Source organism: Ruegeria sp. HKCCD7221, assembly GCF_013031225.1.
In the GTDB taxonomy this organism is placed as follows: domain Bacteria; phylum Pseudomonadota; class Alphaproteobacteria; order Rhodobacterales; family Rhodobacteraceae; genus Ruegeria.
Window position 1 is genome coordinate 213,164 of record NZ_WPZE01000002.1, and the last position, 25,223, is coordinate 238,386.

General features: G+C 56.1%; 24 protein-coding genes, 1 tRNA gene and 1 riboswitch. Of the genes, 13 read left to right on the plus strand and 12 right to left on the minus strand.

All coding sequences use genetic code 11. The features are described from left to right. Nucleotides 1-213: 213 nt before the first annotated feature. The 5 genes from cobO to GOX73_RS06695 form a co-directional block, all read right to left on the minus strand. Nucleotides 214-813, minus strand: a complete 600-nt coding sequence (gene cobO, locus GOX73_RS06675; protein WP_171123989.1) for a cob(I)yrinic acid a,c-diamide adenosyltransferase — start codon at nt 811-813, stop codon at nt 214-216. A 58-nt stretch (nt 814-871) separates the two neighbouring features. Beyond that, a complete protein-coding gene (locus GOX73_RS06680; RefSeq protein ID WP_171123991.1) occupies nt 872-1,807 on the minus strand; it encodes a DMT family transporter in 936 nt (311 codons plus the stop codon). Nucleotides 1,808-1,839: 32 nt separating this feature from the next. After that, nucleotides 1,840-2,514 (minus strand): HD domain-containing protein, encoded by a 675-nt coding sequence (locus GOX73_RS06685; RefSeq protein ID WP_171123993.1) that lies wholly within the window; start codon nt 2,512-2,514, stop codon nt 1,840-1,842. Then, the gene (gene aroC / locus GOX73_RS06690) at nt 2,498-3,598 is read right to left on the minus strand and encodes a chorismate synthase (protein WP_171123995.1); all 1,101 of its coding nucleotides are present in this window, start codon (nt 3,596-3,598) and stop codon (nt 2,498-2,500) included. The genes GOX73_RS06685 and aroC overlap by 17 nt, the downstream gene beginning before the upstream one ends. A gap of 142 nt (nt 3,599-3,740) precedes the next feature. After that, nucleotides 3,741-4,181, minus strand: a complete 441-nt coding sequence (locus GOX73_RS06695) for a 6,7-dimethyl-8-ribityllumazine synthase (protein WP_171123997.1) — start codon at nt 4,179-4,181, stop codon at nt 3,741-3,743. Between the two features lie 68 nt (nt 4,182-4,249). Next, nucleotides 4,250-4,400: riboswitch (FMN riboswitch) on the minus strand. Between the two features lie 55 nt (nt 4,401-4,455). Here GOX73_RS06695 and GOX73_RS06700 point away from each other — a divergent pair. Beyond that, nucleotides 4,456-5,067, plus strand: a complete 612-nt coding sequence (locus GOX73_RS06700; protein WP_171123999.1) for an FMN-binding negative transcriptional regulator — start codon at nt 4,456-4,458, stop codon at nt 5,065-5,067. Between the two features lie 12 nt (nt 5,068-5,079). On the opposite strand, the gene GOX73_RS06705 is transcribed toward GOX73_RS06700, so the two are convergent. After that, the gene (locus GOX73_RS06705) at nt 5,080-5,523 is read right to left on the minus strand and encodes a cytochrome c family protein (RefSeq protein ID WP_171124001.1); all 444 of its coding nucleotides are present in this window, start codon (nt 5,521-5,523) and stop codon (nt 5,080-5,082) included. Between the two features lie 487 nt (nt 5,524-6,010). Here GOX73_RS06705 and petA point away from each other — a divergent pair, with 487 nt between their 5' ends. Genes petA through GOX73_RS06720 form a run of 3 tightly spaced genes read left to right on the plus strand, consistent with a single transcriptional unit; the run spans nt 6,011 to nt 8,741 of the window. Beyond that, nucleotides 6,011-6,595 (plus strand): ubiquinol-cytochrome c reductase iron-sulfur subunit, encoded by a 585-nt coding sequence (gene petA, locus GOX73_RS06710; RefSeq protein WP_171124003.1) that lies wholly within the window; start codon nt 6,011-6,013, stop codon nt 6,593-6,595. Between the two features lie 11 nt (nt 6,596-6,606). Beyond that, on the plus strand, nt 6,607-7,938 hold the full coding sequence (gene petB / locus GOX73_RS06715) for a cytochrome b (protein WP_170387948.1): 1,332 nt from the start codon (nt 6,607-6,609) through the stop codon (nt 7,936-7,938). Nucleotides 7,939-7,955: 17 nt separating this feature from the next. Continuing rightward, nucleotides 7,956-8,741, plus strand: a complete 786-nt coding sequence (locus GOX73_RS06720) for a cytochrome c1 (protein WP_171124006.1) — start codon at nt 7,956-7,958, stop codon at nt 8,739-8,741. Nucleotides 8,742-8,882: 141 nt separating this feature from the next. Here GOX73_RS06720 and mtaB read toward each other — a convergent pair whose 3' ends face one another. Both mtaB and dapF read right to left on the minus strand, forming a co-directional pair. Then, nucleotides 8,883-10,139: a tRNA (N(6)-L-threonylcarbamoyladenosine(37)-C(2))-methylthiotransferase MtaB gene (gene mtaB / locus GOX73_RS06725; protein WP_171124008.1), complete on the minus strand. Its 1,257-nt coding sequence runs from the start codon at nt 10,137-10,139 to the stop codon at nt 8,883-8,885. Further along, nucleotides 10,136-10,978 carry a diaminopimelate epimerase gene (gene dapF, locus GOX73_RS06730; RefSeq protein ID WP_171124010.1) on the minus strand — a complete coding sequence of 281 codons (843 nt, stop codon included), beginning with the start codon at nt 10,976-10,978 and terminating at the stop codon, nt 10,136-10,138. Before dapF ends, mtaB begins: the two co-directional genes overlap by 4 nt. 211 nt (nt 10,979-11,189) lie before the next feature. On the opposite strand from dapF, the gene GOX73_RS06735 reads away from it, so the two are divergent. Together GOX73_RS06735 and GOX73_RS06740 are read left to right on the plus strand one after the other, a co-directional pair. Then, nucleotides 11,190-11,265, plus strand: a tRNA-Lys gene (locus GOX73_RS06735). Between the two features lie 327 nt (nt 11,266-11,592). Further along, nucleotides 11,593-12,309 carry a sulfotransferase family 2 domain-containing protein gene (locus GOX73_RS06740; protein WP_171124012.1) on the plus strand — a complete coding sequence of 239 codons (717 nt, stop codon included), beginning with the start codon at nt 11,593-11,595 and terminating at the stop codon, nt 12,307-12,309. Between the two features lie 432 nt (nt 12,310-12,741). Here GOX73_RS06740 and GOX73_RS06745 read toward each other — a convergent pair whose 3' ends face one another. Next, on the minus strand, nt 12,742-13,911 hold the full coding sequence (locus GOX73_RS06745; protein WP_171124014.1) for a glycosyltransferase: 1,170 nt from the start codon (nt 13,909-13,911) through the stop codon (nt 12,742-12,744). A gap of 317 nt (nt 13,912-14,228) precedes the next feature. On the opposite strand from GOX73_RS06745, the gene rfbC reads away from it, so the two are divergent. The 3 genes from rfbC to GOX73_RS06760 are packed head-to-tail and all read left to right on the plus strand — an operon-like array spanning nt 14,229 to nt 17,054. Next, nucleotides 14,229-14,759, plus strand: a complete 531-nt coding sequence (rfbC, locus tag GOX73_RS06750; RefSeq protein WP_171124016.1) for a dTDP-4-dehydrorhamnose 3,5-epimerase — start codon at nt 14,229-14,231, stop codon at nt 14,757-14,759. Between the two features lie 35 nt (nt 14,760-14,794). Continuing rightward, on the plus strand, nt 14,795-15,730 hold the full coding sequence (locus tag GOX73_RS06755) for an NAD(P)-dependent oxidoreductase (protein WP_171124017.1): 936 nt from the start codon (nt 14,795-14,797) through the stop codon (nt 15,728-15,730). Between the two features lies 1 nt (nt 15,731). Next, on the plus strand, nt 15,732-17,054 hold the full coding sequence (locus GOX73_RS06760) for an NAD(P)/FAD-dependent oxidoreductase (RefSeq protein WP_171124019.1): 1,323 nt from the start codon (nt 15,732-15,734) through the stop codon (nt 17,052-17,054). A gap of 15 nt (nt 17,055-17,069) precedes the next feature. On the opposite strand, the gene GOX73_RS20730 is transcribed toward GOX73_RS06760, so the two are convergent. The 3 genes from GOX73_RS20730 to GOX73_RS06775 all read right to left on the minus strand — a co-directional run bounded on the left by GOX73_RS20730 (nt 17,070) and on the right by GOX73_RS06775 (nt 20,401). Further along, a complete protein-coding gene (locus GOX73_RS20730) occupies nt 17,070-18,080 on the minus strand; it encodes an NAD-dependent epimerase/dehydratase family protein (protein WP_371808231.1) in 1,011 nt (336 codons plus the stop codon). Beyond that, the gene (gene rfbF / locus GOX73_RS06770; RefSeq protein ID WP_217350997.1) at nt 18,007-18,921 is read right to left on the minus strand and encodes a glucose-1-phosphate cytidylyltransferase; all 915 of its coding nucleotides are present in this window, start codon (nt 18,919-18,921) and stop codon (nt 18,007-18,009) included. Before rfbF ends, GOX73_RS20730 begins: the two co-directional genes overlap by 74 nt. 193 nt (nt 18,922-19,114) lie before the next feature. Next, entirely contained in the window at nt 19,115-20,401 is a 1,287-nt protein-coding gene (locus GOX73_RS06775) for an O-antigen ligase (protein WP_171134827.1), read from the minus strand. A gap of 378 nt (nt 20,402-20,779) precedes the next feature. Between GOX73_RS06775 and GOX73_RS06780 the strand changes: the two genes are divergently transcribed. From GOX73_RS06780 to GOX73_RS06795, 4 genes are all read left to right on the plus strand, one after another. Continuing rightward, nucleotides 20,780-22,183, plus strand: coding sequence for an oligosaccharide flippase family protein (locus tag GOX73_RS06780; protein ID WP_171124025.1), 1,404 nt, complete (start codon nt 20,780-20,782; stop codon nt 22,181-22,183). 309 nt (nt 22,184-22,492) lie between these two features. Beyond that, a complete protein-coding gene (locus GOX73_RS06785; protein ID WP_171124027.1) occupies nt 22,493-22,705 on the plus strand; it encodes a hypothetical protein in 213 nt (70 codons plus the stop codon). Between the two features lie 513 nt (nt 22,706-23,218). After that, entirely contained in the window at nt 23,219-23,794 is a 576-nt protein-coding gene (locus GOX73_RS06790; protein WP_171124029.1) for a sugar transferase, read from the plus strand. 41 nt (nt 23,795-23,835) lie between these two features. Continuing rightward, the gene (locus GOX73_RS06795; protein ID WP_171134828.1) at nt 23,836-25,143 is read left to right on the plus strand and encodes a polysaccharide biosynthesis/export family protein; all 1,308 of its coding nucleotides are present in this window, start codon (nt 23,836-23,838) and stop codon (nt 25,141-25,143) included. Nucleotides 25,144-25,223: the final 80 nt, after the last annotated feature.

Below are 25,223 nucleotides of genomic sequence, written 5' to 3' on the forward strand. Positions count from 1 at the left end.
ACCCTCGCTACTGCGGGGGTTTTTCTTTGCCCACGGTTAGAGGTCTGGTGCAGATCACCCCTTTGGTTGGGCGGTTTTGCAAGTGAGCGTTCGATCAATTCGCTCTGATGCTGAACTGTGGTTCGTCACGCTGAACCCCAAGCCCAAAGCGATCTGATCGAAACCTTGCATTCCCCCGGCCAGTGGTCGGGGGCTGCAATGCGGTTCTAATCCTCAGAAATCCACGCCGCGCTGGGCTTTTATCCCAGCTTGGAACGGGTGTTTTTCTTCGGTCATTTCCGTCACCAGATCGGCATAGTCGCGCAGGGCTTGCGGTGCGTCCCGGCCAGTCAGAAATACGCTGGTCTTGTCTGATCGCGCGTTCAGTCCATCAATCACTTGCTCGACTGACAAATATTCATACCGCAAGGCGATGTTGATTTCGTCCAGAACCACAAGGTCATAGTCACCGCTGGCCATCAGCGCCCGTGCCTTGTCAAACGCGGCATTGGCAGCGGCGATGTCGCGTTCACGATCTTGCGTATCCCAGGTAAAGCCCTCACCCATTGTGTGCCAGGTTACCAAATCGCGCTCTTCAAAAAAGCGACGCTCGCCGGTTTTCCACTTTCCCTTGATAAACTGCACCACGGCGACTTTCTGACCCCATCCGAGCGCGCGGATGACAACTCCGAAGGCGGCAGATGACTTGCCTTTGCCTTTGCCTGTGTTGATCAGCACCAAGCCGCGCCCGGGATCGACGGCCTCGGACACCTTTTTGCGGTGCTTTGCCTGTACCTTTTGCATCTTTTCCTTGTGATCTTCTGCGTCGCTCATTTTGGGACCCTTATTTGGTGTTGGCCCCAAATTAGGTGAAGTTCGAAAAAGGTAAAGATCAGGCTTTGGGATCTGTCGCCTGACGCGCCTTTTCGCGTCCAATCCCAAGTTGGCGCTCGCGCAAGATGACGACCACATTACCGGCGATCACAAGCGCGGCCCCGCCCAGCATTACCAGCGTCGGCAGTTCATCGAACCAGATATACCCGATCAATACGGCAAATAGCATCGTGGTATAGTCATAGGGCGCAAGCATTGAGGCCTGTCCGAACTTGTAGGACGTGGTCACCAGAATCTGCGCGACCCCGCCGGTTAGGCCCATAACGATCAGTATTAGTGTCTGTTCCAGCGTTGGCATCGTCCACCCCCAAAAGGCGGTTAACGCAGACAGAAGGGTAGCCGTCAGCGAGAAATAGAAGACGACTGCCGCAGGATGGTCCACTTGAACTAATTGTCGGATATGTATTTGGACAAAGGCCCGCGCCATGGTCGACGCCAACACGCACAGCGCCCCGATTGTGGCGGCCGTGTCCATGTTGTTGCCGCCCAGACGCGGCCAGATCATGATCAGAACCCCCAGCAGCCCCAGAGCCACCGCGCCGATACGGATCATGCGAATGCGTTCCCCCAGCATGATTGCAGCCAGAATCAGGGTGAAGATCGGCGTGGCGTAGCCAATGGCTGTAACTTCGGGCAAAGGCAGCAGACTGAGGCCGGTAAAGGTCAGCCCCATGGCGCTGGTGCCCAAAACACCGCGCCAGAAGTGGCCCATGGGCTTTTTGACCACAAGGCCTTGCGAAAGCTCTCCGCGCCAGGCCAGCCAGCCTATGATGACCGGCACGGCAAAGAGCGAGCGAAAAAACACCATTTCTCCGGGTGGGAAGGTGTCAGACAAGGCTTTGACCAGGGCCTGCATCGACGTGAACAGAACCAGGGCGCTGAGTTTCAGCGCCACAGCCAGAAGTGGTTTGTTTGACGTTAGGGGGCCAGCCATCGGCGCGACCCTGCGCCTTTGGCGGGCAAAGATCAACGTGTGGAATTTAGTTGCGACCAGTCCAACGGAAGCGGATGGCCGATTTCCTCGGCGAATTCGGTCAGGAAGCGGATCATACGTTCGGCCCGTTTTCGGGCAAGGGCCTTGCCGCGTTTCGTCAGCATATCTGCCGGAAGTTTCAGTAACTTGACCTTCCAGTGGTCGACCGAGAAATGCAGATCATCCAGTGACCGGGATTCTGCAAATGGATCTGCCGGATCGTAGAGTGACCGCCCCAACGCGCCTGAAACCGAGAAGTTGCGCGCAACACCGATGGCCCCCAGCGCATCCAGCCTGTCGGCGTCGCGCAGAATACAGGCTTCTGCGGTTTCAGGGGGGATATTTGCGGAAAAACTATGGGCTGCAATGGCGTGTCGCGTGGCTTTGATTTCCTCGGGCGTATAGCCGAAATTGCCCAGTATAGGCTCTGATTCTTCAGCGGACCGACGGGACGCAAAGTGGCGATCCGGGTCGTTCTTGGGCAGGTTGACCAGATCGTGCAAATAGCTGGCCGCCAGCAGGACGCGCATATTGGTTGTTTCGTCCGAAATGGCCTGCGCGTTCACCCAGACACGGTCCAGATGCGCCAGATCATGCGCCGGGTCGGTCTCCATGCGTTGCACGACAATGCCGCGCAACCGGTGGCGCAGATCAGCCGATATGTCCACGGTTCTCGCCAATCTGACCGCGATGCAGAAGTAAATGGTCCAGGATCACGCAGGCCATCATCGCCTCGCCCACAGGCACCGCACGGATGCCGACACAGGGGTCGTGGCGGCCCTTGGTGATGATTTCGGTCTCTTCGCCCGACTTGGTGATCGTCTTGCGCGTGGTCAGGATCGACGAAGTGGGTTTGACTGCAAACCGCACCAGGATGTCCTGCCCGGTCGAGATGCCGCCCAATATGCCGCCCGCGTGGTTTGAACTGTATTGCGGGCCGTTCTGACCCATGAAGATCTCATCGGCATTGGCCTCACCCGTCAGTTCGGCGGCGGCCATACCCTCGCCGATCTCGACCCCTTTGACGGCGTTGATCGACATCATCGCGGCGGCCAGATCAGTGTCTAACTTGGCATAAACCGGTGCGCCGATCCCAGCGGGAACGCCGCGCGCCACCACCTCGACAATTGCACCGACCGAGTTGCCGGACTTGCGCAGATCGTCCAGATAGGCTGCCCAATCGTCAGCAGCTTGGGCATCGGGGGTCCAGAACGGGTTCTGTTCAATCTGCGACCAGTCGAAATTGGTACGGTCGATTTTGTGCGGGCCGATCTGGGTCATGTAGCCGGTGATCTGCACGTTGGGCGCGATCTGTTTGATCGCCTCGCGCGCCAGCCCTCCGGCCGCGACCCGCGATGCGGTTTCGCGAGCCGAGCTGCGCCCACCGCCGCGATAGTCGCGGATGCCGTATTTCTGCCAATAGGTGATATCGGCGTGACCCGGACGGAACTTGTCCATGATGTCGCCGTAGTCCTTGGAGCGTTGATCGGTATTCTCGATCATCAACTGTACGGGCGTTCCAGTGGTTTGGCCTTCGAACACGCCGGACAGGATTTTCACTTGATCCGGCTCGCGCCTTTGCGTGGTGAATTTGTTCTGCCCCGGCTTCCGCTTGTCCAGCCAGTGCTGGATCATAGTTTCGTCAATGGTGACCCCCGGAGGGCACCCGTCCACTGTCGCCCCCAATGCGGGGCCATGGCTTTCACCCCAGGTGGTGACGCGGAAGAGGTGTCCAAAGCTGTTCATCGACATGGGGCGTGCTCCTTTGAGGGTTGTGATTAGCGGGGAGAGCCTTGGGCCTCAAGCGGATTTGCGTTTGGAGCGCGGGGAGGGGGCGCTGCCCCCATCGCGGCAAGCCGCGATTCCCCCGAAGTATTTTTGAACAGAAGAAGGGTCAGGCCGGTTCTAAAAGTGCAGCGCGGGTTTTACTGATTTTGAGCGCGGCTTGAGCTGCCTCGCGGCCCTTTTCCACGAAATGCGCGCGGTAGATCGCATTGTGGTGGTCTGTTTCCTGATATTGGTGCGGCGTCAGCGAGACTGACAGGACAGGAACGCCCGTGTCCAGCCCGGCGCGCATGAGGCCGTCGACTACGGCTTGCGCCACGAAGTCGTGCCGGTAGATACCGCCATCCACCACGAAAGCGGCGCAGGCGATGGCGGAATATTTGCCGGTTTGGGCCAGGTCGCGGGCCAGCAACGGCATCTCGAACGCGCCGGGCACGTCGAAGACGTCAATCTGATCAGCGGGGATAAGCTGTTGGAATCCTTCCAGCGCTTGATCGACAATATCGGAATGCCAGTTGGCTTTGACGAAAGCATAGCGGGTGTGTGTCATTGTGATCTCCTTCGTAAACAGACACGTCACCCAAGGCGATCACGAGCAGCCGCGCCAATTGGCGCGCTGCACGTTCTCTTCCATCCGGACTGTAACCGTCGGCTCTGGTTTCTCACCAGATCTGCTTGTCACCCCGAAGATTCCGGGGCCGCTCGCGGGCTTACGGGTCATGGCCCGCATACCGCCGGTGGGGAATTCCGCCCCGCCCTGAGAACGAGGCAGAACTTGCCAAGGACCAAGCGAATCTGCAAGTCGTTCCGTCAGGAGAGATGCCATGCACCCAAATCCGGCTTTCCGCGCCGAAGACCGTACCCGCCACATCAACTTTGCCCGTGACCGGGCCTTTGGGGTTTTGGCGCTGTCCACTGATGACGCACCCCTGATCAGCCATGTGCCGTTTTTGCTGAGTTCCGATGGTTCAATGGTCGAACTGCATTTGGTGCGGTCGAATCCGATCCTGCGCACCCTAACCGCCCCGCGCGCTGGGCGTATCGCGGTATCCGGGCCGGATGGGTATATTTCTCCGGATTGGTACGGTCTGGCAGATCAGGTTCCTACATGGAACTATGTCGCCGTGCATCTGACTGGGCGGATTGAAAAGCGCCCTCAGGCCGAGTTGCGGGGTCTTTTGGACCGACAATCGGCCTTTTATGAAGAGCGGCTTTTACCCAAGCCCGCATGGACCGCTGACAAGATGTCGCCCGATGCGCTGGATCGCATGCTAAGGATGATCGTGCCCTGCCGGATGTATGTCGACGATATTCAGGGAACCTGGAAGCTGAACCAGAACAAACCCGACGAGGCGCGCGAAGCGGCGGCTGAACGGGTTGAAGGCGGGCTCGGCGTCGAGTTGGGATGGCTGGCCACGCTGATGCGCGACGCGTGACCAGACCAGGGGTTAGTTGGAGAAAGTCGCGAGATAGGCCGCGATATCTTCAGCACCTTCCTTCAGCTTGATGCTCATGTTGGGGCGCGCTTCTTCGTCGTTCAGGAAATCCTGAATGAAACCGATCGGGTCTTTGGAGTAGGCTGCGATGTTCTCTTCGGTCCAGATCAAGCCTTCCTGACCGGATCGGATCATGTCATCGGTGAAAAGACCAACGGGCAGCCGTTCGCTTCCGTTCAGGTAATCGTTCTCGGTTCCTGCTGCCCGGCCCACAACGCCATAGAGATTCGGACCCGTGATGCCACCTTTGACCAGAACTTCGCCGTCCTTGATTATCGCGTGACAGGACGCACAGCGAAAATAGAGTGTCTCGCCCCGCGCCGGGTCACCGGCAGCTAAGGCTTGAGTCGACGCAAGCAGCGCAAAGGTCAGAATGGGTACAGATAGGTTTGGCATGAAAGGCGTCCTGTTAACGGTGGCTTTTCCCTGCGCCTTTAGACATTCGCGTAAAAAGTGCAATCGAAATAGCGTGTTTCTAGGTCTGCTAAAAATATCTATTTTTGATCTGATATTTATGGCGCGAGAAATCACGCAAAAGTAGAAGTTTTTGTGGCAAATCCTGGCTTAAACTTTGCAATTCGACGCGGGGCGCCGCGGATTCGGTACCCTTGCGCATATCGGTTGTCAGCGCGCCCTGTTGATCCGAATCACATCCCGGCGAACGCATGACGATCAACGGGAGTCCTGGCAAAAATCCCCCCGAGGCTTGAAAATTCAGGGTTACGTTGTGACATGAATGCCCAGATGCGGCGTAGTGCGCGCCTATGACCGCTGGACGAACCGATTTCTCCCGGATAGATAGCCGCGATGAGACGCCGCTTTGATGCGGTGCTGATGCATGTTTGCCCGGTATCCTCCGGGCGCCGGAATCGGAGAAAACCTCGTGTCCCACGCAGAAGACCACGAAGGCACCCGCAGAGATTTCCTCTACTACGTCGCTGGCGGCGCAGGTGTCGTTGCGACGGGTGCAGCCGTATGGCCCCTGATCAACCAAATGAACCCCTCGGCAGACGTTCAGGCGCTGTCCTCGATCCGTGTGGACGTAAGCGGCGTTGAGCCGGGGACACAGCTGACTGTCAAGTGGCTGGGTAAACCCGTCTTTATCCGTCACCGTACCGGTGCCGAGATCCAAGAGGCGAAGGAACAGGACGCCGAAGGCGTTGATTCGCTGCCCGATCCGCTGGCACGCAACTTCAACCAACCGGCCGATGCGCCAGCAACGGACGCAAACCGCGTGATGCCCTCGCCCGAGGGTGAGGCACCCGGTGCGTGGCTGGTTCAGATGGGCGTCTGTACACACCTTGGCTGTGTGCCGCTGGGCGATGCCGGTGACTTTGGCGGTTGGTTCTGCCCCTGCCACGGTTCGCACTACGACCTTGCCGGTCGTATCCGCAAAGGCCCCGCGCCTGAAAACCTGCCTGTCCCGCCCGCTGAGTGGACGGACAACAGCACCATCAAACTCGGCTAAGGGAGACCCAGATGTCCGGAATTCCCCACGATCATTACGAGCCGAAGACAAACGGCGAGAAGTGGCTGAACAGCCGCCTGCCAATCGTCGGCCTGATTTACGACACCATCATGATCCCCACCCCCAAGAACCTGAACTGGTGGTGGATCTGGGGCATCGTCCTGGCGTTTTGCCTGGCGCTGCAAATCGTCACCGGGATCGTTCTGGTGATGCACTACACCCCGCATGTTGATCTGGCCTTTGCCAGCATCGAGCACATCATGCGCAACGTGAATGGCGGCTATATGCTACGCTATCTGCATATGAACGGCGCGTCGCTGTTCTTTGTTGCGGTCTACATTCACATCTTCCGTGGCCTGTTTTACGGGTCGTACAAAGCCCCGCGTGAGATCACGTGGATCATCGGGATGTTGATCTACCTGATGATGATGGGCACCGCCTTCATGGGCTATGTTCTGCCCTGGGGTCAGATGTCCTTCTGGGGTGCGACCGTGATCACCGGCCTGTTTGGCGCGATCCCCTTTGTTGGTGACGCAATCCAGACATGGTTGCTGGGCGGACCTGCGGTGGATAACGCCACGCTGAATCGCTTTTTCTCGCTGCACTATCTGCTGCCGTTCGTGATTGCGGCGCTGGTGATCGTGCATATCTGGGCCTTCCACACCACCGGCAACAACAACCCCACGGGTGTTGAAGTGCGCCGTGGTTCGAAAGCCGAGGCCGAGAAAGACACGCTGCCGTTCTGGCCGTATTTCGTGATCAAGGACCTGTTTGCGCTTGCCGTGATCCTGGTCGTGTTCTGGGCGGTTGTCGGCTTCATGCCGAACTATCTGGGCCACCCGGACAACTACATCGAGGCCAACCCGCTGGTCACGCCTGCACACATCGTGCCTGAATGGTATTTCCTGCCGTTCTACGCGATCCTGCGTGCCTTCACCGGTGAGGTCTGGGTTGTGCAATTCGCCAGCTTCATCACTGGTGGCATCATCGACGCCAAGTTCTTTGGTGTTCTGGCGATGTTCGGCGCGATCCTGGCGATGGCGCTGGCCCCGTGGCTGGACACCTCGACCGTGCGTTCGGGCAAATACCGTCCGATGTTCAAGTGGTGGTTCTACCTGCTGATCATCGACTTCTTTGCCCTGATGTGGCTGGGTGCGATGCCCGCAGAAGAGCCTTATGCGACTTTCTCGCTGATCGCGTCCGCCTACTGGTTCGCCTATTTCTTCGTGATCCTGCCGATCCTGGGTGTTATCGAAAAACCCGATGCCCAGCCGGAAACCATCGAAGAAGACTTCAACGCGCATTATGGCAAGGCTGACGCCGACGCCACGCCGGCCGAGTAAGAAGAGGGACCGGAAACATGTTCAAGAAACTTGCAATCGGTGCCGCGTTTGCTTTGGCTCTTACCCCTGCTGCGTCATACGCCGCAGGTGGCGGCGAGCAGCATATCGAGGATTTCCACTTCTCGTTCGAAGGGCCGTTTGGCACCTGGGACAAGCATCAGCTTCAGCGCGGTCTTCAGATCTATACCGAGGTTTGTGCGGCCTGCCACGGCCTGCAATATGTACCTCTGCGTGATCTCGAAGCGCTGGGATATTCGGAAGAAGAAGTCATTGCCTATGCGGCGGGTAACTTCGAAGTGTTCGATCCTGAGCTGGACGATTTCCGCCCGGCCATCCCGACCGACCACTTCCCGGCGAACAACGGTGTTGGCGCGCCTGACCTGAGCCTGATGGCGAAGGCCCGTGCCGGTTTCCACGGCCCCTATGGTCTGGGGATCAACCAACTGTTCAAAGGTATGGGTGGTGCGGAATACATCGCCTCATTGCTGGATGGTTACACCGGTGAGGAAAAGGAAGAGGCGGGCACCGTTCTTTATGAGAACAAAGCCTTCCCGGGCGGCTGGATCTCGATGGCGCCTCCGCTGTCCGAAGATCAGGTAGAATTCGCGGATGGTCATCCGGCCACCGTCGAAGCCATGTCCGAGGATATTGCGGCCTTCTTGATGTGGACTGCCGAGCCGAAGATGATGGAGCGTAAGTATTCCGGCTTTGTCGGCGTGCTGTTCCTGTCTGTTCTGTCGGTCCTGCTGTACCTTGTGAACAAGCGTTTGTGGGCTGGTGTAAAAGGCAAGAAGACCGTCTGAGGTTTTCGACAGCTAGAAATTTGAACCCCCGCGCCATCCGGTAGCGGGGGTTTTTCGTTGAGGGCGGGATAAAGGGGCCAGCCCCTTCTTGGCCTGCGGCCAATTCATCCCCGGGATATTTTTGGCCAGATGAAGCGCGGATCAGGCTTTGAGTTGGCTACCGGTGTGATCCGTGATCGTGGCGGTGACGATCTGGCCTTCGGGTTGAGGGGTGGTGAAGGTGACTTCGGTGAATTGCTCGGTTCTACCCATGGTGGGGTTTTCCATCAGAATGTGATGGGTTTTGCCCAGTTGGGCGGTCAGATGCTTGGCGACCTGAGCGTCCCCGGCGGCGCGCAGTCGGGCGGCGCGCGTTTTGATGACATTGCCATTGATCTGTTGTGGGATGCGGGCGGCCGGGGTGCCTTCGCGTTTGGAATAGGGGAAGACGTGCAGCCACGTCAGGTCGCAGTCGGTGACAAGTTTCAGCGAGTTGTCGAAATGGGCGTCTGTTTCAGTGGGGAAGCCTGCAATGATATCCGCGCCAAAGGTCATGTCGGGGCGCAGCTTGCGGGCCTCCTGAGTGAAGCGGATGGCATCGTCGCGCAGATGGCGGCGTTTCATGCGCTTCAGTATCAGGTCATCGCCATGTTGCAGCGACAGGTGCAGGTGGGGCATCAGGCGCGGCTCGGTGGCGATGGCTTGCATCAGGTTTTCATCCACTTCGATCGAGTCGATCGAGCTGATCCGCAGGCGCGGCAAGTCCGGTACCAGCTTGAGGATGCGCATCACCAGATCGCCCAGCTTGGGCTGCGCTGGCAGGTCTGCGCCCCATGAGGTCAGGTCTACGCCGGTCAGCACCACCTCATTATAGCCTCGGTCCACCAGCCGCTTGATCTGATCCACCACCACGCCCGCGGGGACGCTGCGCGAGTTTCCGCGGCCATAGGGAATGATGCAGAAGGTGCAGCGGTGATCGCAGCCGTTCTGAACCTGCACATAGGCACGCGAGCGGGTGCCGAAGCCATCGATCAGGTGGCCAGCGGTTTCGGTCACGGACATGATGTCGTCGACCTGAACCGCTTCGGTCTGGCCGATAAAATCGGCGGCCATGCCTTTCCAAGTGTCGGGCTGCATCTTTTCGGTATTGCCGATAACGGCATCGACCTCGTCCATTTGGGCGAAGGTTTCGGGTTCGGTCTGGGCGGCGCAACCGGTTACGATCAGCCGCGCATCGGGGTTTTCGCGGCGCAGCTTGCGGATTTCCTGCCGGGCCTTTCGGACGGCCTCGGCCGTGACGGCGCAGGTATTCACCACGACCGCGTTCGACAGGCCCGCCTGCTGCGACAACTCCTTCATCGCCTCGGTCTCATAGGCGTTCAGGCGGCAGCCCAGGGTGGTGAATTTAGGGATGCTCATCCAAGCGTCCTCAGGAACTCAGGTGTCAGGGTACCCGAGAAGACGTGGCAGGTCGGGCCGGTCATCCAGACACCGTCGTCTTTCCAATCAATCCAGATCGTACCGCCATCCAGTTCAATCTGTACATTGCGCTCCGTCAGGCCGCGACGTGCAGCCGCCACCGCAGTTGCGCAGGACGATGAGCCCGAGGCCAAAGTGATGCCCACACCCCGTTCCCATACGCGCATACGGATGTGATCCGGTCGGATTACATGCGCCACCTGCACATTGGTGCGTTCGGGATAAAGCGGGTGATGTTCATAGCGCGCGCCGAACTCGGTCAGGGGAATGGCGTCGGCATCTTCGACAAAGAATGTGCAGTGCGGGTTACCCATGCCCGTGGCCGTCGGTCCACCTTCGATTGGCAGTTCCAGGGTGTCTACATCCTCGGCCAGAGGTATGTCGCGCCAATCGGTTTGAGGATGCCCCATGTTGACCGACGTCAGGCCGTCGCCTGCATCCTGCGCGTAAAGCGTCCCGCGCTCTGTTGTCAGGGTCAGGGCTAATTTTCCGGTTTCTTCCATCAGAAACCGCGCAATGCAGCGTGTGGCATTCCCGCAGGCGGCCGAAGTCGACCCATCCGCATTGTAGAAGACCAGATGCGCATCCGATTCGCCGTTTTCGATAACGGCCAATTGGTCAAATCCAACACCAAACTGCCGGTGACCGATTCCCTTTGCCAGCGCAGGGGAAATTTCGGCGGACTGCGCGCGGGCGTCCACAATGACAAAGTCATTACCCAGCCCGTGCATCTTCATGAAGGGCAAACCGGTGTTTGGATCTTGTTGCATGGCGGGCATATAGCGTTGCGCAGGACGGGAATCCAGCCTGCAGTGCAAATTCCTCAAAAAAGGGGTTGACCCCCCAGCGCCACCTGCCTAAGTAGGCCGCCTATCGGGACGCCGAAACGCAAGAAATTGTTGGCGAAACGAGGTGCAAAAAAGGCCTTGAACCCAGTTGGGAAAATGCCTTAGAGAGCGCCACGGATCGAGAAGATCCAGACAAAAGAGTGGGCCGTTAGCTCAGTTGGTAGAGCAACTGACTTTTAATCAGTGGGTCGCAGGTTCGAATCCTGCACGGCTCACCACTTTTTTCAAACAGCGTCATGTGTTTAGGCTTCCAAGGGCCGATGTTGGTTGTTTGCCATCTATGAAAATCACCTGTTTGCGGGAATTTTGGCACCATTTAGGGCTTTGCCCGTCGTCATGCACAGTTTTTGGGTCATCGCGCATATCCAAGCCATTCGGACCGGCTTTGTATTTGTGCAGTTAACAGCAGGTGTGGCGTCGGACTCCTTGCGGGGGCTGGGACAAGGTAAAATGGATGTGTTATCTTTCAAAAACAGGGCCATACGAAAGGGATTCGAACGTGCTGACGCGACACCAGACAGCCGTATGGCGAGCAGAGGGTTAGGATGAAGCTTCGGCACCGTCGCCTTTTTTCCCCATCCATGTCGCAGGCCGCGTTCAAAGGGTTGAGGCTGCTTAGGCAAGGCACGCCGCCAAGCTGCGATCCAAGGGCCGAGAGGTTTGTGTTGCGGCAACAGAAGGTTCTGGCTGCTCCGATTCCAAAGGTTGCCAGCCGCACCGTTCAGGCGATGTTTGCTCAGGCCAGCGGCAATGCGTCGGGTCATGAATTCGATAGCACGCCCGATGAAATTGCCGCCGGGTTTCCGGACTATTTTGTGTTCTCATTTGTACGCAATCCCTGGTCTCGGGTTCATTCGTGCTGGAAGGACAAGATTGCTGATGCGGTCACGGCGTCAAAGCTGTCGATTCTGTCGCGGTTTGAAGGCATTCGCCCGTTTATGCCGTTCCCGGAGTTTGTCGAGTGGCTGGACAGCGATTATGGAAGCGATGCTGTGGCGGACCGCCACTGGCTGTCGCAGACGCGCCACCTGTCCACCAGTGCGGGTGTGCAGATCTGCGATTTCGTGGGCAAGATCGAAAGCTTTGATGCTGATCTCGATAGGGTTGAAAGCCTGACCGGTGTGACATTCCCCAGAATCGCAGCGCAGAATGTCAAACCGGCCGCAGAAAGCTATCACACGGCGTTTGATGAGCGCACCCGTCAGATCATCGGCCGGCGCTATGGCGAAGATATTGAGGCCTTTGGTTACCGGTTCGATTGAGAGGCGTCTGCCAGTGGAAAAGCTCAATTTTGATCCCATACCCTGTTTCACGGGCGTCGCTATGAACGGCTTCCGTAAAGCCTGACTCAAGGCATCGGGGGATACTGTTTTCTATCCGGCAACAGTAACTGCCTTGCGTTTCACGCTAGTGAAATATTATTGCAGATATTCACGTAACCTGATATTAACTTACTGAAAATTATAGGTTTCCACTTCGGAAACAATTCGTTTCCGCAAGAATCGTGGACACAGTTTTGCCACAATGTCATCATCGTAAGGTGGGCGGCATGTTATTGTTTTGAGCGCATACCGGTTTTTTCATTGACTGGTTAGAGGGGGTTGTAGAGTGCAACTTGCCGCCCCGCGACTTTCGCTACAATTAGTGTATGAGCGTCGGCCTTGTGTCGGGTGTTTGGGCGTGGCTCAGATCGGTCAGGGCGCACTCACGAGCTTGGTCGCATCCGTGAATGAAGGATCATCACTTCTGTAACAGGCTGCGATATTTGCAAGATGCTGACGGCGCTTTGCCATCCCGTCTGTCTGGGGGATTTGCAGGTGGTCCAGAATCTGTGCCCAGCGATGCAGCCAGTCGTGTTTTTGCGTTGCCGCTGCGAGGTTGATCCTGCGCATGCGGTCCAGTTCTGCGGGGTCGTCCAGCAAAGCAACAATTTGGTCAATGGCCGCGTCAGGGTCTTCGGACAGCCTGACCACGGACTCGGGCCAGTCGAAATACCGTTCATAGTCTTCGGTTTCGGGGGCGTAGCCAACCTGCGCGGCCCCACCCGCTATGCCTTCCACGTGGCGCGGTCCCCACGCGATGTTGCCCTCTATCTGATCTTCGTGGCCGATTTTGGCGATATCGACCATGAACAGTTTGGAATGCTGAACGAGATTTGCCAGCAGATCACGGTGCACGCGGTGTTGCGCGGTAACGGGTGGCTTGGTCGCCGAGTCGTAAAGGTAGAAACCGCCGCGTTCCTTGATCTTTTGAAGCAACCTGTCATGCAACTCCGGACGTCTGCGGCCCATATAATAAACGTCGATCGGGCGGTCCGAAGTTGCTGCTTCTGGTGCAAAGCGAACCATGTCAGCCGCGCCAGGCAGGTGAATGACGGGTTTTCCTGTTATGCGCTGAAGGTCATCGCAAGTTTCAGCAAAGGCGCAGCAGATCAGGTCGAATTGGGCCAGATATTTGATAAGCGGCAGATGAAGATCCAACTCCTTCGACCAGACCTCTTCCAGAACACAGACGGCCAGACCGCAGCGTGCGCGCCAGTTAGAAATCGCGTCCAGCGCCAAAAGCTCTTCTGGTTTTTGCGCATCGCAAAAGAACAGGTCGTAGTCGCGATCCAGCTTGGTTTTCTGCACGCCGGACGGCCAGTGCCTGAACAGATCCGAGCGTTTGGACAGCCATCGCTTGGGGTTAAAGGGCAGGCGCCGTTCCTTGGCGCGCTTTGGCGCCAGAATCTCGGCGTTTTCGATTTCGGCAATCACGTCTTCGAACTCAAACCCCGAACAGCGCGAGACGTTGTCGTTCAGGCTGCGCTGGGAGAAAATCAGAACTTCTCTGGGCGTCTTTGCGGACGGGGCTGGGCTGGTCAAATACGTATTCCTTTTAAGGATTCCAGACAAAATGTATTTCACAACCACGACGTGGCCTATTCAAAGACTTTCTTCCCGAACCTTTCAACTTGCCCGGCTGATTGCCCTGTAAGATCGAGATTTCAGCATTGCCCGGACGATATCGGCTGACCGCTTCAAAAACTATGGAAATAATCCGCGTTGTCTGGTTAAGTTTTTACGTCTGGTTCACTTCGCGGGCTCTTTTTTAGGGTCATTTTTCTTACCACTGATCCATGCCCGGTCTCAGAATCTGAACCACCCGATATTTGGTGACCGTTGGAGCAGGCGGATGGTTAATGATTTTTACTGAAACGCCTTTGCAGGGCGCTTTTGTTGTCGATCTGCAGGAAATCTCGGATGATCGCGGTTTTTTTGCCCGCGCCTTCTGTGCTGAGGAATTCGAACAGCACGGCCTCAAACCAGCGGTCGCACAGGTAAACCTCTCATATAACGAGAAAAAGGGAACGATCCGTGGCCTGCATTACCAAAACGCACCTGCGGCCGAGGCCAAGTTCATGCGTTGTATCTCGGGCGCTATATACGACGTTATCGTCGATCTAAGGCCGGAAAGCCCGACCTATCAACAGCATTTCGGAATTGAGCTGTCCGCGCAGAACCGTCGTGCGCTGTACGTGCCAGAGATGTTTGCGCATGGCTATCTTGCACTGACGGACGGCGCGCAGGCGTTCTATTCCGCCAGTGAATTCTACACGCCCGGTGTGGAGGGGGGGATTCGATACGATGACCCTTCTCTCGGGATACAATGGCCTATTAAAGTCAGTATTGTTTCCGAAAAGGACGCGTCCTGGCCTCTGCTAGACACGTAACGCCCACAGATTCTGTGACCGGAGCTTGAAACCAGATGAACTTGAAGACCCAAAATTCAAAAGTGCTGGTCACGGGTGCCTCTGGCTTCATCGGTCGGGCTTGTGTGCGAAACCTTGCTGCTGCCGGGTACAGGGTCATCGCGACCCATCGAACTGATCCACCGCCGCCAATGGATTGCGATGTGGAGTGGGTAAAGGTCGACATGGAAGATACCGCTGCGGTCAGAGACTTGTTGCAGGGCCAGAAGCCCAGCCACTTGCTGGCCTTGGCCTGGTATATGGGGCCGGGCAACCAGCAGTCGCTGGAAAACTTTCGCTGGGTACAGCATTCGGTGGATTTGCTGTTCTCTTTTGCCGAGGCCGGGGGGCAGCGTGTCGTGTTTTGCGGCTCGTGCATGGAGTATGACTGGAGTGCGCCCGTCAAACTCCGCGAAGGCGTGACTCCGCTGGTTCCGGCCACGGAATATGGCGCGGCCAAGGCCGGTCTTTCGGTTGCGTTTGACCGGATGTGTGCTGCGCTGGGGCTATCTGGTGTATGGGCGCGGCCGTTCTTCCTGTATGGACCGGGTGAAAGCCCAAAACGGCTTGCGGCAGATGTGATCGTTTCGCTGCTGGAAGGTCGCGAAGCCCTGTGCACGCATGGTCGTCAGAAACGGGACTTTCTACATGTTGACGATGTTGCCCGCGCTTTGGTTGATCTGTTGGGCAGCGATCTGCAAGGTCCGTTGAACATCGGCAGCGGTACCGCGATCCCGCTGGCCGACCTGATCACCGAGATCGCCCGTCAGATCGGCGCCGAAGACTTGGTTCGGTTGGGCGCACGGGAAGCACGCGCAGGTGATCCGCCCTTGGTCGAGGCTGACAACTCGCGCCTGTGTCGCGAGCTGGGTTGGTCCCCGAAGTTTAATTTGGAAACCGGAGTTGCGGATACCATCGCCTGGTGGCGCCGCGAAATTGTGAAAGAATCCTGATATGAGTAACGAGAACATAGTTATCCTTGGCTCTGGCATGGCCGGACTCGGCGCTGCGCATCATCTACATTCTGAGGGCGTGACGAGCAGAATGTATGACAAAAACCCGTTCCCCGGTGGTCATACCGCGACATTCGCGCATGACAGCGGTTTCATCTTTGACGACGGCCCGCATATCTCGTTCTCGAAGGACCCCCGCATTCAAGAGCTGTTTTCAAGCAATGTGGATGGCAAGTTTGAGAAACTGCAGGCTTACGTGAACAATTATTACCACGGCGCATGGGTCAAACATCCGGCGCAGGCGAATTTGCACAACTTGCCGGATGAGCTGAAAACCCAGTGTATTCTGGACTTTATCGAAGCCTCCAAGCGGGACGTGGTGGAAAAACCCGCCAATTATCTGGAATGGCTAATCTCGGTCTTTGGTGAGACCTTTGCCACGCATTTTCCAGCGGTTTATGGCAAGAAATACCATACCGTTGACGCCGATCAGATGAGCACGGTCTGGATGGGGCCGCGTTTGTACCGCCCGTCGATGGAAGAGGTGATCCGCGGCGCGGTTTTCGCGGAAACGCCGGACGTGCACTATATCACTGACTTCCGCTACCCGACCGAAGGTGGGTTCATTTCCTATCTCAAGCCGTTCATGAAAAAGACTGACCTGCATCTGGATCACAAGGTTGTCGCCATTGATCCCATTGCAAAAACTGTCCGTTTTGAAAACGGCGTGACCGAAGAATATGGCAAGCTGATTTCATCCATCCCGCTGCCTGACCTGATCCCCATGGTCAAAGGGGCGCCCCAGCATGTTCTGGATGCTGCGGCAAAACTGGCCTGTACCACATGTGTGACTGTGAATATCGGGCTGGCGCGCGACGATTTCACGCCTGCGACTTGGACATATATTTACGATGAGGACATCGTCTTTACCCGGTTGAGCTTCCCCCACAAGATGTCGACCCGGACTTGCCCGCCAGGATGCGGCTCTATTCAGGCGGAATGCTACTATTCACATAAATACAGGCCGCTGGACGTCGCGCCCGAAGAGCTGATCCAGCCGGTGATTGATGACCTCGTCAAAATTGGCCTGATCGCCGAGGACGAAAAGATTCTGCACACGGATGCCCGGTTGATTACTCACGCCAACATCATCTTCGACCTTGACCGCGAGGAAGCTCTGCCAATCGTTCACAAGTGGCTGGACGAGGTTGGCATTACCTATGTTGGGCGGTTCGGGGAGTGGGGTTATCAGTGGACGGATGAAGCGTTCAAATCCGGTGAGCGCGGCGCCCGAACCGTCATTCAAGAGCTTCAGGCCGTCTAGCGCGGCGCGTGCCGATCACGAAGCGATCGGCACGGTTCTGCGAAAATCCTGATCCAGTTGGTTTTCCTGCAATAGGGCCTCTAACTGGGCCAGTCGCTTATATTTGCGACCTTCGAAATCCTCGACCTGCAGGTCGCAGGCTTTGACGGCATCATATAATTGCTGTGCCCCCCGGACTGCGTCCCATTTGGGTTGAAAGCCCGGGATGGACTTTTCGATCTTGGCTGAACTGACCCGGTAAGACCGATTGTCAGGCCCGGCATCGGCCGCATAATCGATTTTCGCACCCGGAACCGTGTCGGCCACGATCTCGGCCAGATCGCGGATCTGATAGTTGTTTTCGGTTCGGCAAACGTTGAACGCCTCGCCCGAAATCTCGGTAGGATCGGCTTCGAGCGTGGCGAGGAAGGCACGGGCCATGTCTTCGACGTGGATGATCGGACGCCACGGCGTGCCATCTGACATCATCAGAATGCGACCCGAGGTATAGGCATGTGCGATCAGGTTGTTGAGAACAATGTCGAACCGCATTCGGGGGCTTGCACCATAAGCGGTCGCAAAGCGCAGGAAAGTGGGCGTGAAGCTGTCATCTGCCAGTGGTTTCAGGTCTCGCTCGGCCAGAACCTTGGATACGCCGTAATCCGTCTGTGGGTTAAGCTGGCCATCTTCATCGACAAAATCCTCTCCGGCCCGGCCATAGTTCGAGCAGGAGGACGCGAAAACAAACCGACGCACACCAGCGGCCTTGGCCTGTTTAGCCACATGGACCGTGCCTTCGTGGTTGATCTGCTGTGTCAGGCCGGGGCGAAGCTGTCCCAAGGGATCATTCGACAGGGCCGCCAGATGCACCACCGCGTCAAAACCTTCGAGGTCGTCAACCGTCAGGTCGCGAATGTCCTTGCCCAGGTTCGGGATTTCGGGAACGGCACCGCCGGGCGCGAAATCGGCCCGGTCAAAGAGATTTATATCGCACCCAGTCACCTGGATTCCCGCCTCGGCCAATACCGGGGCGGTGACCGTCCCCACGTAGCCGAGATGACCCGTTAACAGAACCTTTTGAATTTTCCCATGTTGCCCACGGTCGGTTGCCATTTTTCCACATCTCCTCAAGCCGGCGTTTATCCGCCAGATGGTCCATACAATACCAGAAACCAGGATGGCGGTAGGCCATCAACTCACCCAATTCCATCAGCTTGGGCAGGGGTCCTTCTTCCCACATAATCTCGTCGCCATTCACGCTGGCGACGGCGTCGAACACTTCGGGTTCAAGCACGAAGAACCCGCCATTGATCCAGTCGGCGGCTGTCTCGGGCTTTTCCATGAAGCCTTCGACCAACCCGTCCTCGCGCACTTGCAGATGCCCGAATGTCGTCAGCGGGCGCACCATCGTGATCGTGGCCAGCTTTCCGTGTGATTTGTGAAAGGCAACAAGAGCGTCCAGATCGACGTTTGAAACACCGTCGCCGTAGGTCAGCATAAACGTTTCGTCGCCCAGATACGGTTGCAGTCGGGCCAGTCGCCCGCCTGTCATGGTTTCCGTCCCGGTGTCGATCAGATCGACTGTCCAGGGCGGCATCTGCGCATCCAGAACACTGTTGTGATAATCGGGCTCGCCAAACAATTCGCGCTTGGCAAAGTCGATCCTGAGATTCCCGTCATACTGACACAGATCGGAAATATAGCGTTTGATCAGGTCACCCATGTAACCAAGGGCCAGCACAAAGTCATGATGCCCATAGGTCGAATAGTGCTGCATGATATGCCACAGGATCGGCCGGTTGGCGATTTCGACCAATGGCTTGGGGCGAACGCGGGTTTCCTCGATCAGGCGAGAACCCTTACCACCTGCAAAAATGGCTGTTTTCAATGGTGCCTCCCGAACGGATACAAAAGTTGGAAAAAAGATTCAAAACGACGAATGGTCAAAGTCGACAATACAGGGCAGGCCGCTGTCAATCGTTGAAACCTGAGGCCTTGAACTAAGGCTGGCGACATCGAATTGATGGATTTGATTTGAGCGCACGGCCCAAAAACCTGTTGTCTGTCTTCGCAGAAGTACCTCATGCCAATGACGCGCTCCGCAACCTGAAATCTGCGACCAGCGCTTTGGCGACAAGATTCGTTTTGGTCATGTACATGACCAGCAGGATCCACATCCCGTCCAGACGCCCCATAACATTGCTTTCAGTAATATTCAGAAAGATGAAACCCACACTCAGCGCGAACACGAGGACAAAGTCATCTCGGGGTTTCAGGTGTCGCATGCAGTAAAACACCGAGCTGAAGAACCGAAAGAAGGCAAGAAACAGCAGCACGACGCCAACAAAACCGATGTTCAGCCAGGTTTCGATCAGGCCGTTATGCGAATAGTAGGGCGTGAATCCAAGCTGGTACTGATTTTCGTAGATGCGCATATGGGGGGCCGCGTCGTGCCAATAGCCAGCATACCCATATCCCAACCAAAACCTATCCATGGCATAGGGCCAGGTCAGTTCCCAAATGGGAATCCTGTTGGACAGCGTGGGTTGACGCCCGATCATCGCAAATAGTGGCTCGGCAATGTCGGAGGCCAGGATAAGTGTTCCCATTCCAATCACAAACGCGGAAAACAGTATGAAGCCCAAGGCCCATAGAAACTCGAGCCGGGGCATTATTTTGGTAATGAGGAAACCCGAGATCACAAACAGCCCGATGATCTGCGCCGTTCTTGAATCGGAGGCAATCAAAAGAACAACCGCTACACCTGCTGTGATCTGAAAGAACATGCGCAGCCGTCCGGTCGTGATCTTCATCGCGAAGAATGACGACAGAATTGCCATTACTGAATTCGCGCCCAGCTCGTTCTTGTGCAGATAGATGCCGTTCCACGAGTTTTCCCACGGCGGCAATCCACGTGCTTGCGGAAGCGCTCCGATGGCGGCCAGGGACAGGGCCATGGAAAGGGCAAAATACAATGCCACGAACAGCACCAGACCCCGCATGGACATCATGCTGCCCAAGGTCAGGCCAAACAGGGTGGTCGCCGCCAAGGGAACGGTGCGCTCCATCGTAAGCAATCGGTAATCGCTCCAGGATGTAGACAGAATGGCAATGATAATCATGAGCGCGATTTCGGGTGAGGCGAATGCGCCGCGCAACAGGTGCCGATAGTAGAGAGCAACGGTTGCAAGGATCGGCAACAGCGTGAGGATCTCGATCCGATTGGCAAGGTTGTTGCGATACAGGACGACAGACAGAAGGTCCGATCCGACCAGAATCAGAAAGACCATGCAGATCAGCAGGACATTGTGGTGGAACGAAGTGCCCGCCACCTGCTGATAGGGAATACTGCTAAAGGAATGCCTCATGACACGGCCAACAAACCCAAATACCCAAATGCTGAATACGCGATTCAACAGATCACTCAGAAAACTACAAAGCCAAGCCTAGCAAAGCCCAACGGCCTGAGTCCATCTTCGTGCTGTTTCCGTGATAGTTTGCGCGCGGCAAATCCCAGTTTCACCAATAATTTCAGCAAATCGACATCGCGCGCGGAATATGGTTTAACGAATTCGGTTTCTGCGCCGGGTAGTCACGAAGCATTTTCAGGAATTGGCCCGCAAGCTGATGGGAGCGGCCCCATGTGAAAACTTCCGGGTGCATTGTGTCTTATGAGTTGATGTCAGCTTCTGACGGTTGGGTATTTTTATGACGGCTCCGCGCCCTATTACGCATAACGGACTTTCATGACGTGGTATTTTGTTCCCAGAATGCTGTCCGCATTCCTGTCTGTTGTGATCCTCGTGGTGATGACGCGTGTGCTGGGGCCGGCAGAGTTTGGGCGCTATACCCTGACCCTGCTGCTGGGCACGCTGTTGTTCTCGTTCACATTCTTTTGGCTGGTGATTTCAGTCGGGCGCTTTCACCACGCCAAGGAGTTCGAAGGCAGAACTATCGGAACGGTTCTGGGGGCTGCCGTCCTGATTGTCTTTGCTTTGCTGGCAATCGTGGCGATGTCCTACGTCATTCTGCCCTTTGCCTGGGCAAACAGCTTTTTCTATGCTGCCGTGTTTTGCATCAGCCATGCGATCCACGAGATCGGCGCCGTTTGCTTGCGGCAGTATAACGAAGGGCCGAAATTTGCGGCCGTGACACTGCTGCGTCATGCGCTGGGCGTGTCTTTGGCCGTCGCATTCATCGTCAATGGCGGCGGTTACGAAAGCGCCGTGATCGGAATTTCGCTTGGGGCCGCGCTGACAGGGGCCTATGCGGTGCTTGTTACGGTCGGACGGTCGCGCGTCTATTTCCCCAAACGGGCCGAGGCGAAAACATACCTTTTCTTTGGCTTTCCATTGGCCGTGGTCGGGTCAACCTCGGTCTTTCGTGCGATGTCCACCCAATCGTTGCTGGCGGTGCTGGTGGGGATCGAGGCGGCCGGCTATTTTGCGGCGGCTCAGGCGCTGACCATGCGGTCCCTTGTGCTGACGATGAGTACGCTTTCGAATGTGGTTGCGCCGTCGGTTTTTGAAGCGCACGAGGTTAAGGGAATTGCGCATTCCGACTCGGTTCTTGATCGCTATTTCTCGTTCCTGATGCTGATTTCGATGCCCATTGTCGTGGCGCTGGTCAGCGCGGCAGACGTATTCGCGAACCTGCTGTTTGACCACGGCTTTGCTCAGGAAACGGCCGGATACCTGCGTGTTCTGGCAATCGCGGCTTTTGTGACGGGCCTGCAGGGGGCTTATTTTAGCTATTCGTTCATGAGGTCCAAAAAGACCGGCTTGCAACTGGTCATTACGTTCGGGACGCTGATCGTGCATGCCCTGCTGTCGCTGGCTGTCATCAACCTGTTCGGAGCCCCCGGCGCATCTTATGCGTTCCTGGTCAGCAGCCTTGTCAGTTTTGTCGTGTATTTCTACATCGGACGAAAGGTCGATCCGCTGAAAGTCCCCGTTCGGGAATTGACCAAAGCCTTTGCAGGGGGGCTGATTTTTGTGCCGTTCGGTGTGATGGCTGAAGACGCTACAACGCTGCTCGTTCAGGCCGCTTTGCTTTTGGCTGGGTCTTTGGCGATGTTCGTCACTCTTGTACTCATTCGGCAAACCGCGGCTGTCACAGTCTGGAATAGAATACGGCCTCGGGCGCGTTAGCCGAACTTTGCCACTGCGGAAAAATTATACTTAACAATATATTAACCTCTGTTTGGCCACAGTTCCTTCAGTGTGTGGGCATAATTTTGCCCAGTTGCCATGGGTTTCTTGAATCGGGCGATTGGGTCCCTCGTGGTTAGCTGAATATGATGTTAGATTGTCACTGATCTCAAGATTTTGTGTCACTTGATGGCTTATCGTGTGGGGCGATCTATATTCAAAGCCAACTGCCTGAGCACACAAGAGCATGAGGTCAAAATGGCAGGTGAAATAAAGATGACAAAAGACCGAACAAGAGCAACGTAATAGATGGTAATCGTTTATCTTCTCTCTGGGCCGCTGGTTGCCGTTCTGTGCTGTGTCGCGCTGATTCTCACGGGCGCAAGCACGGGGGTGGCTGTGCTGGGTGGATTGCTGATTGGATGCTTTACGCCGTTTCTGGTTGCCGTTTTGCATTTCGCGTTCAGCCGTAAGTTGCGCCTGAAAGTGTTCAGTAAACTGCCTTCGAAGATCGGTCAGTAACGAATTTGGAAACGGCGCACAGAAATGTGCCTTACTGTTTCCAATTTGGAAACTATTGCAGTCGGTTGGCCATCTGCTGACCCCCATGATGCCCTGTTTCGATGCAAAAGTTTGTGAGCTCCGATAATCTCCAACAAATAAGTTGTCTCTTTATTTTAAAGGTGCGATCATATTGCGGGGCAATAATCCCGGTCGGTGTTGGCACCGAGTCGGGCTATAACATGGGTGGGATCACGCACTAGGTGCGCTGTACCCCAAATTCGAGCGAATAGAATTTGTAGTCGCCGCTGCATCCGCACTTAACGGAGCAGCGTGTGGCGAAGCGTATGTGGCATGTTTTGTCGCCGACGTTTTGAGTGCTGTTGTGTTGTCTTGGGGGTTATTATGAACCATGTTCGAAGTTCTATTCGGATAGAAGATTCTGAAATTTGCAAACCAAATCAAAACTCTATTTCTGAAGTTGTCGAGTTCTGCAATTTAAAAAGTTTTTACGCCGTCAAGGGTAAGCGTCTGTTGGACATCTTTCTTATCCTGATCGGTGCACCATTTGTGCTGCCAATCATTCTTGTCATTTCGATTCTTGTTAAACTGGATGGTGGTCCGGCTATTTACCGGCAAAGACGTGTGGGCATCGGCGGCAAGGAATTCGACTTTCTGAAATTCCGCTCGATGGTTCCGAATGCGGAGCGGATGCTGGAACAACATCTGAAAGAATGCCCGGCGGCGGCCGCTGAATGGCGCAAGCATCAAAAGTTGGAAAATGACCCACGGGTCACACGGTTCGGCCGGTTCATCCGTATGACATCGCTGGATGAGCTGCCGCAGCTTTGGAACGTCCTTGTGGGGGATATGAGTCTGGTTGGCCCGCGTCCGATGCTGCCTGAACAGCAGGTTCTATATCCGGGTCTGGAATACGGTTTGATGAAGCCCGGAATCACCGGTCTGTGGCAGGTTTCCGATCGCAACGATGTAGAGTTCTCGCATCGCGCGCTGTTTGACAGCGACTATGCAAGGCAAATCGGGTTCTGGTTCGACCTCAAGATACTCTTCCGAACCGTAGGCGCAGTGTGTAACGCGACCGGTTACTGAAATTTCCGGGCTTGTTGCCTGCATGTTAAGTGGTGACCGAGATGACATTTGTACTGTGTGATTTGTGTGGAAAGGCGTCCGGCTGGATTGGTGATCAATTTCGGTCGTTTGCTCGTGGCCTGGTTGCGATATTTTTTACTCTTTACGCCGGAGCCGCCCTTGCGGATTTCGATCTTGAGCCCGGCGATAACGTCCGTGTGACGTTTACAGGACTGGATTACCTGTCTTTCGAATCGGTAATAGACGTACATGGTTACGTGAACCTGCAATGGCTTGGTCAGTTTGAAGCACAGGGTTTGTCGCTGGAGGAACTGGAGCAGCGCGTGCGCCTGGACGCCTCTGGCAAAATCGTGAAGCAATACAACAACAACGGTGAGATATTCATCATTCAGTTGGATGGTGATGAGATTGAGATTTCCCGGAACGGGTATCGACCGATCATCATTGGCGGGGATGTCGCGCGGACGGGCCAGATTGATTATCGACCCGGTGTCACAGCCCGCGAAGCCGTCGCGCTGGCTGGCGGTGTCAGAAGCCAGCTTTTGACCGATGACGTCACCATTGACCCCATTCAACTGATGCGCTGGCAAACAGCCTATGGTCAGGCGGCGCTGGACCAAGCGGAAGCGCTGACCCGGAAATGGCGTGTCACAACTGAATTGTTGCAAAATATGAACCACCCCGAGCCTATGATTGATGATGTTTCCGTATCGGAAACAGTACTGGCAGATCTGATCGCTGAACAGATTAAGATTCGCACGGTGAACCTGGCCAATGAAACGGGTGAACGGCATTTCTTTGAAGATGCCGAGGAACAGGCAGGCGAGCGTATCGCGATCCTTCAAAAGCAAAAATTCCAACTGGCTAAGGCGCTGGCTGCCGACGAAGAAGAAGAAGCGCGGGTCATCAGTCTTGTGGATCGTGGTCTGGCGCCGGGTTCTCGTATCGCCGACACCCGTCGTACAACCGTTCTGTCCGCAACACGTCTGCTGGATGTAGACGAGGACCTTGCTGCGACCAGTCTGGTCCTGACCCGGCTCAGACGGGATCGCGAACAATACGAACAAGAGCGGTCTTTGCGTCTGTTGCAGGAGCGGCGGGATGCGAATCTGGCCATTAGGGAATCGACATTGCAAATGGACACGATCGCCAAATATCTGGCAGGGGCGTCCAATGAGATGGGGATTGATAGTCTAATTACCGACATCGACTATACGGTCAGAATTTATCGTTTGATCGAAGGTGAATTGCAGGCGGTTCAGGGGGACAAGCAAACACGTTTGCTTCCGGGTGACAGCCTGGAGATCAAGGTTGAAGAGTTGCTGCCCGAAGCGCCTCTGACCGAGTGAGCCCAGCAAATACATCACCAGTCAGAGGAGGCACATTCGGCGCGGCGCAAGTTTGAAAAGCGGGTGTCCGTCTGCCTCGC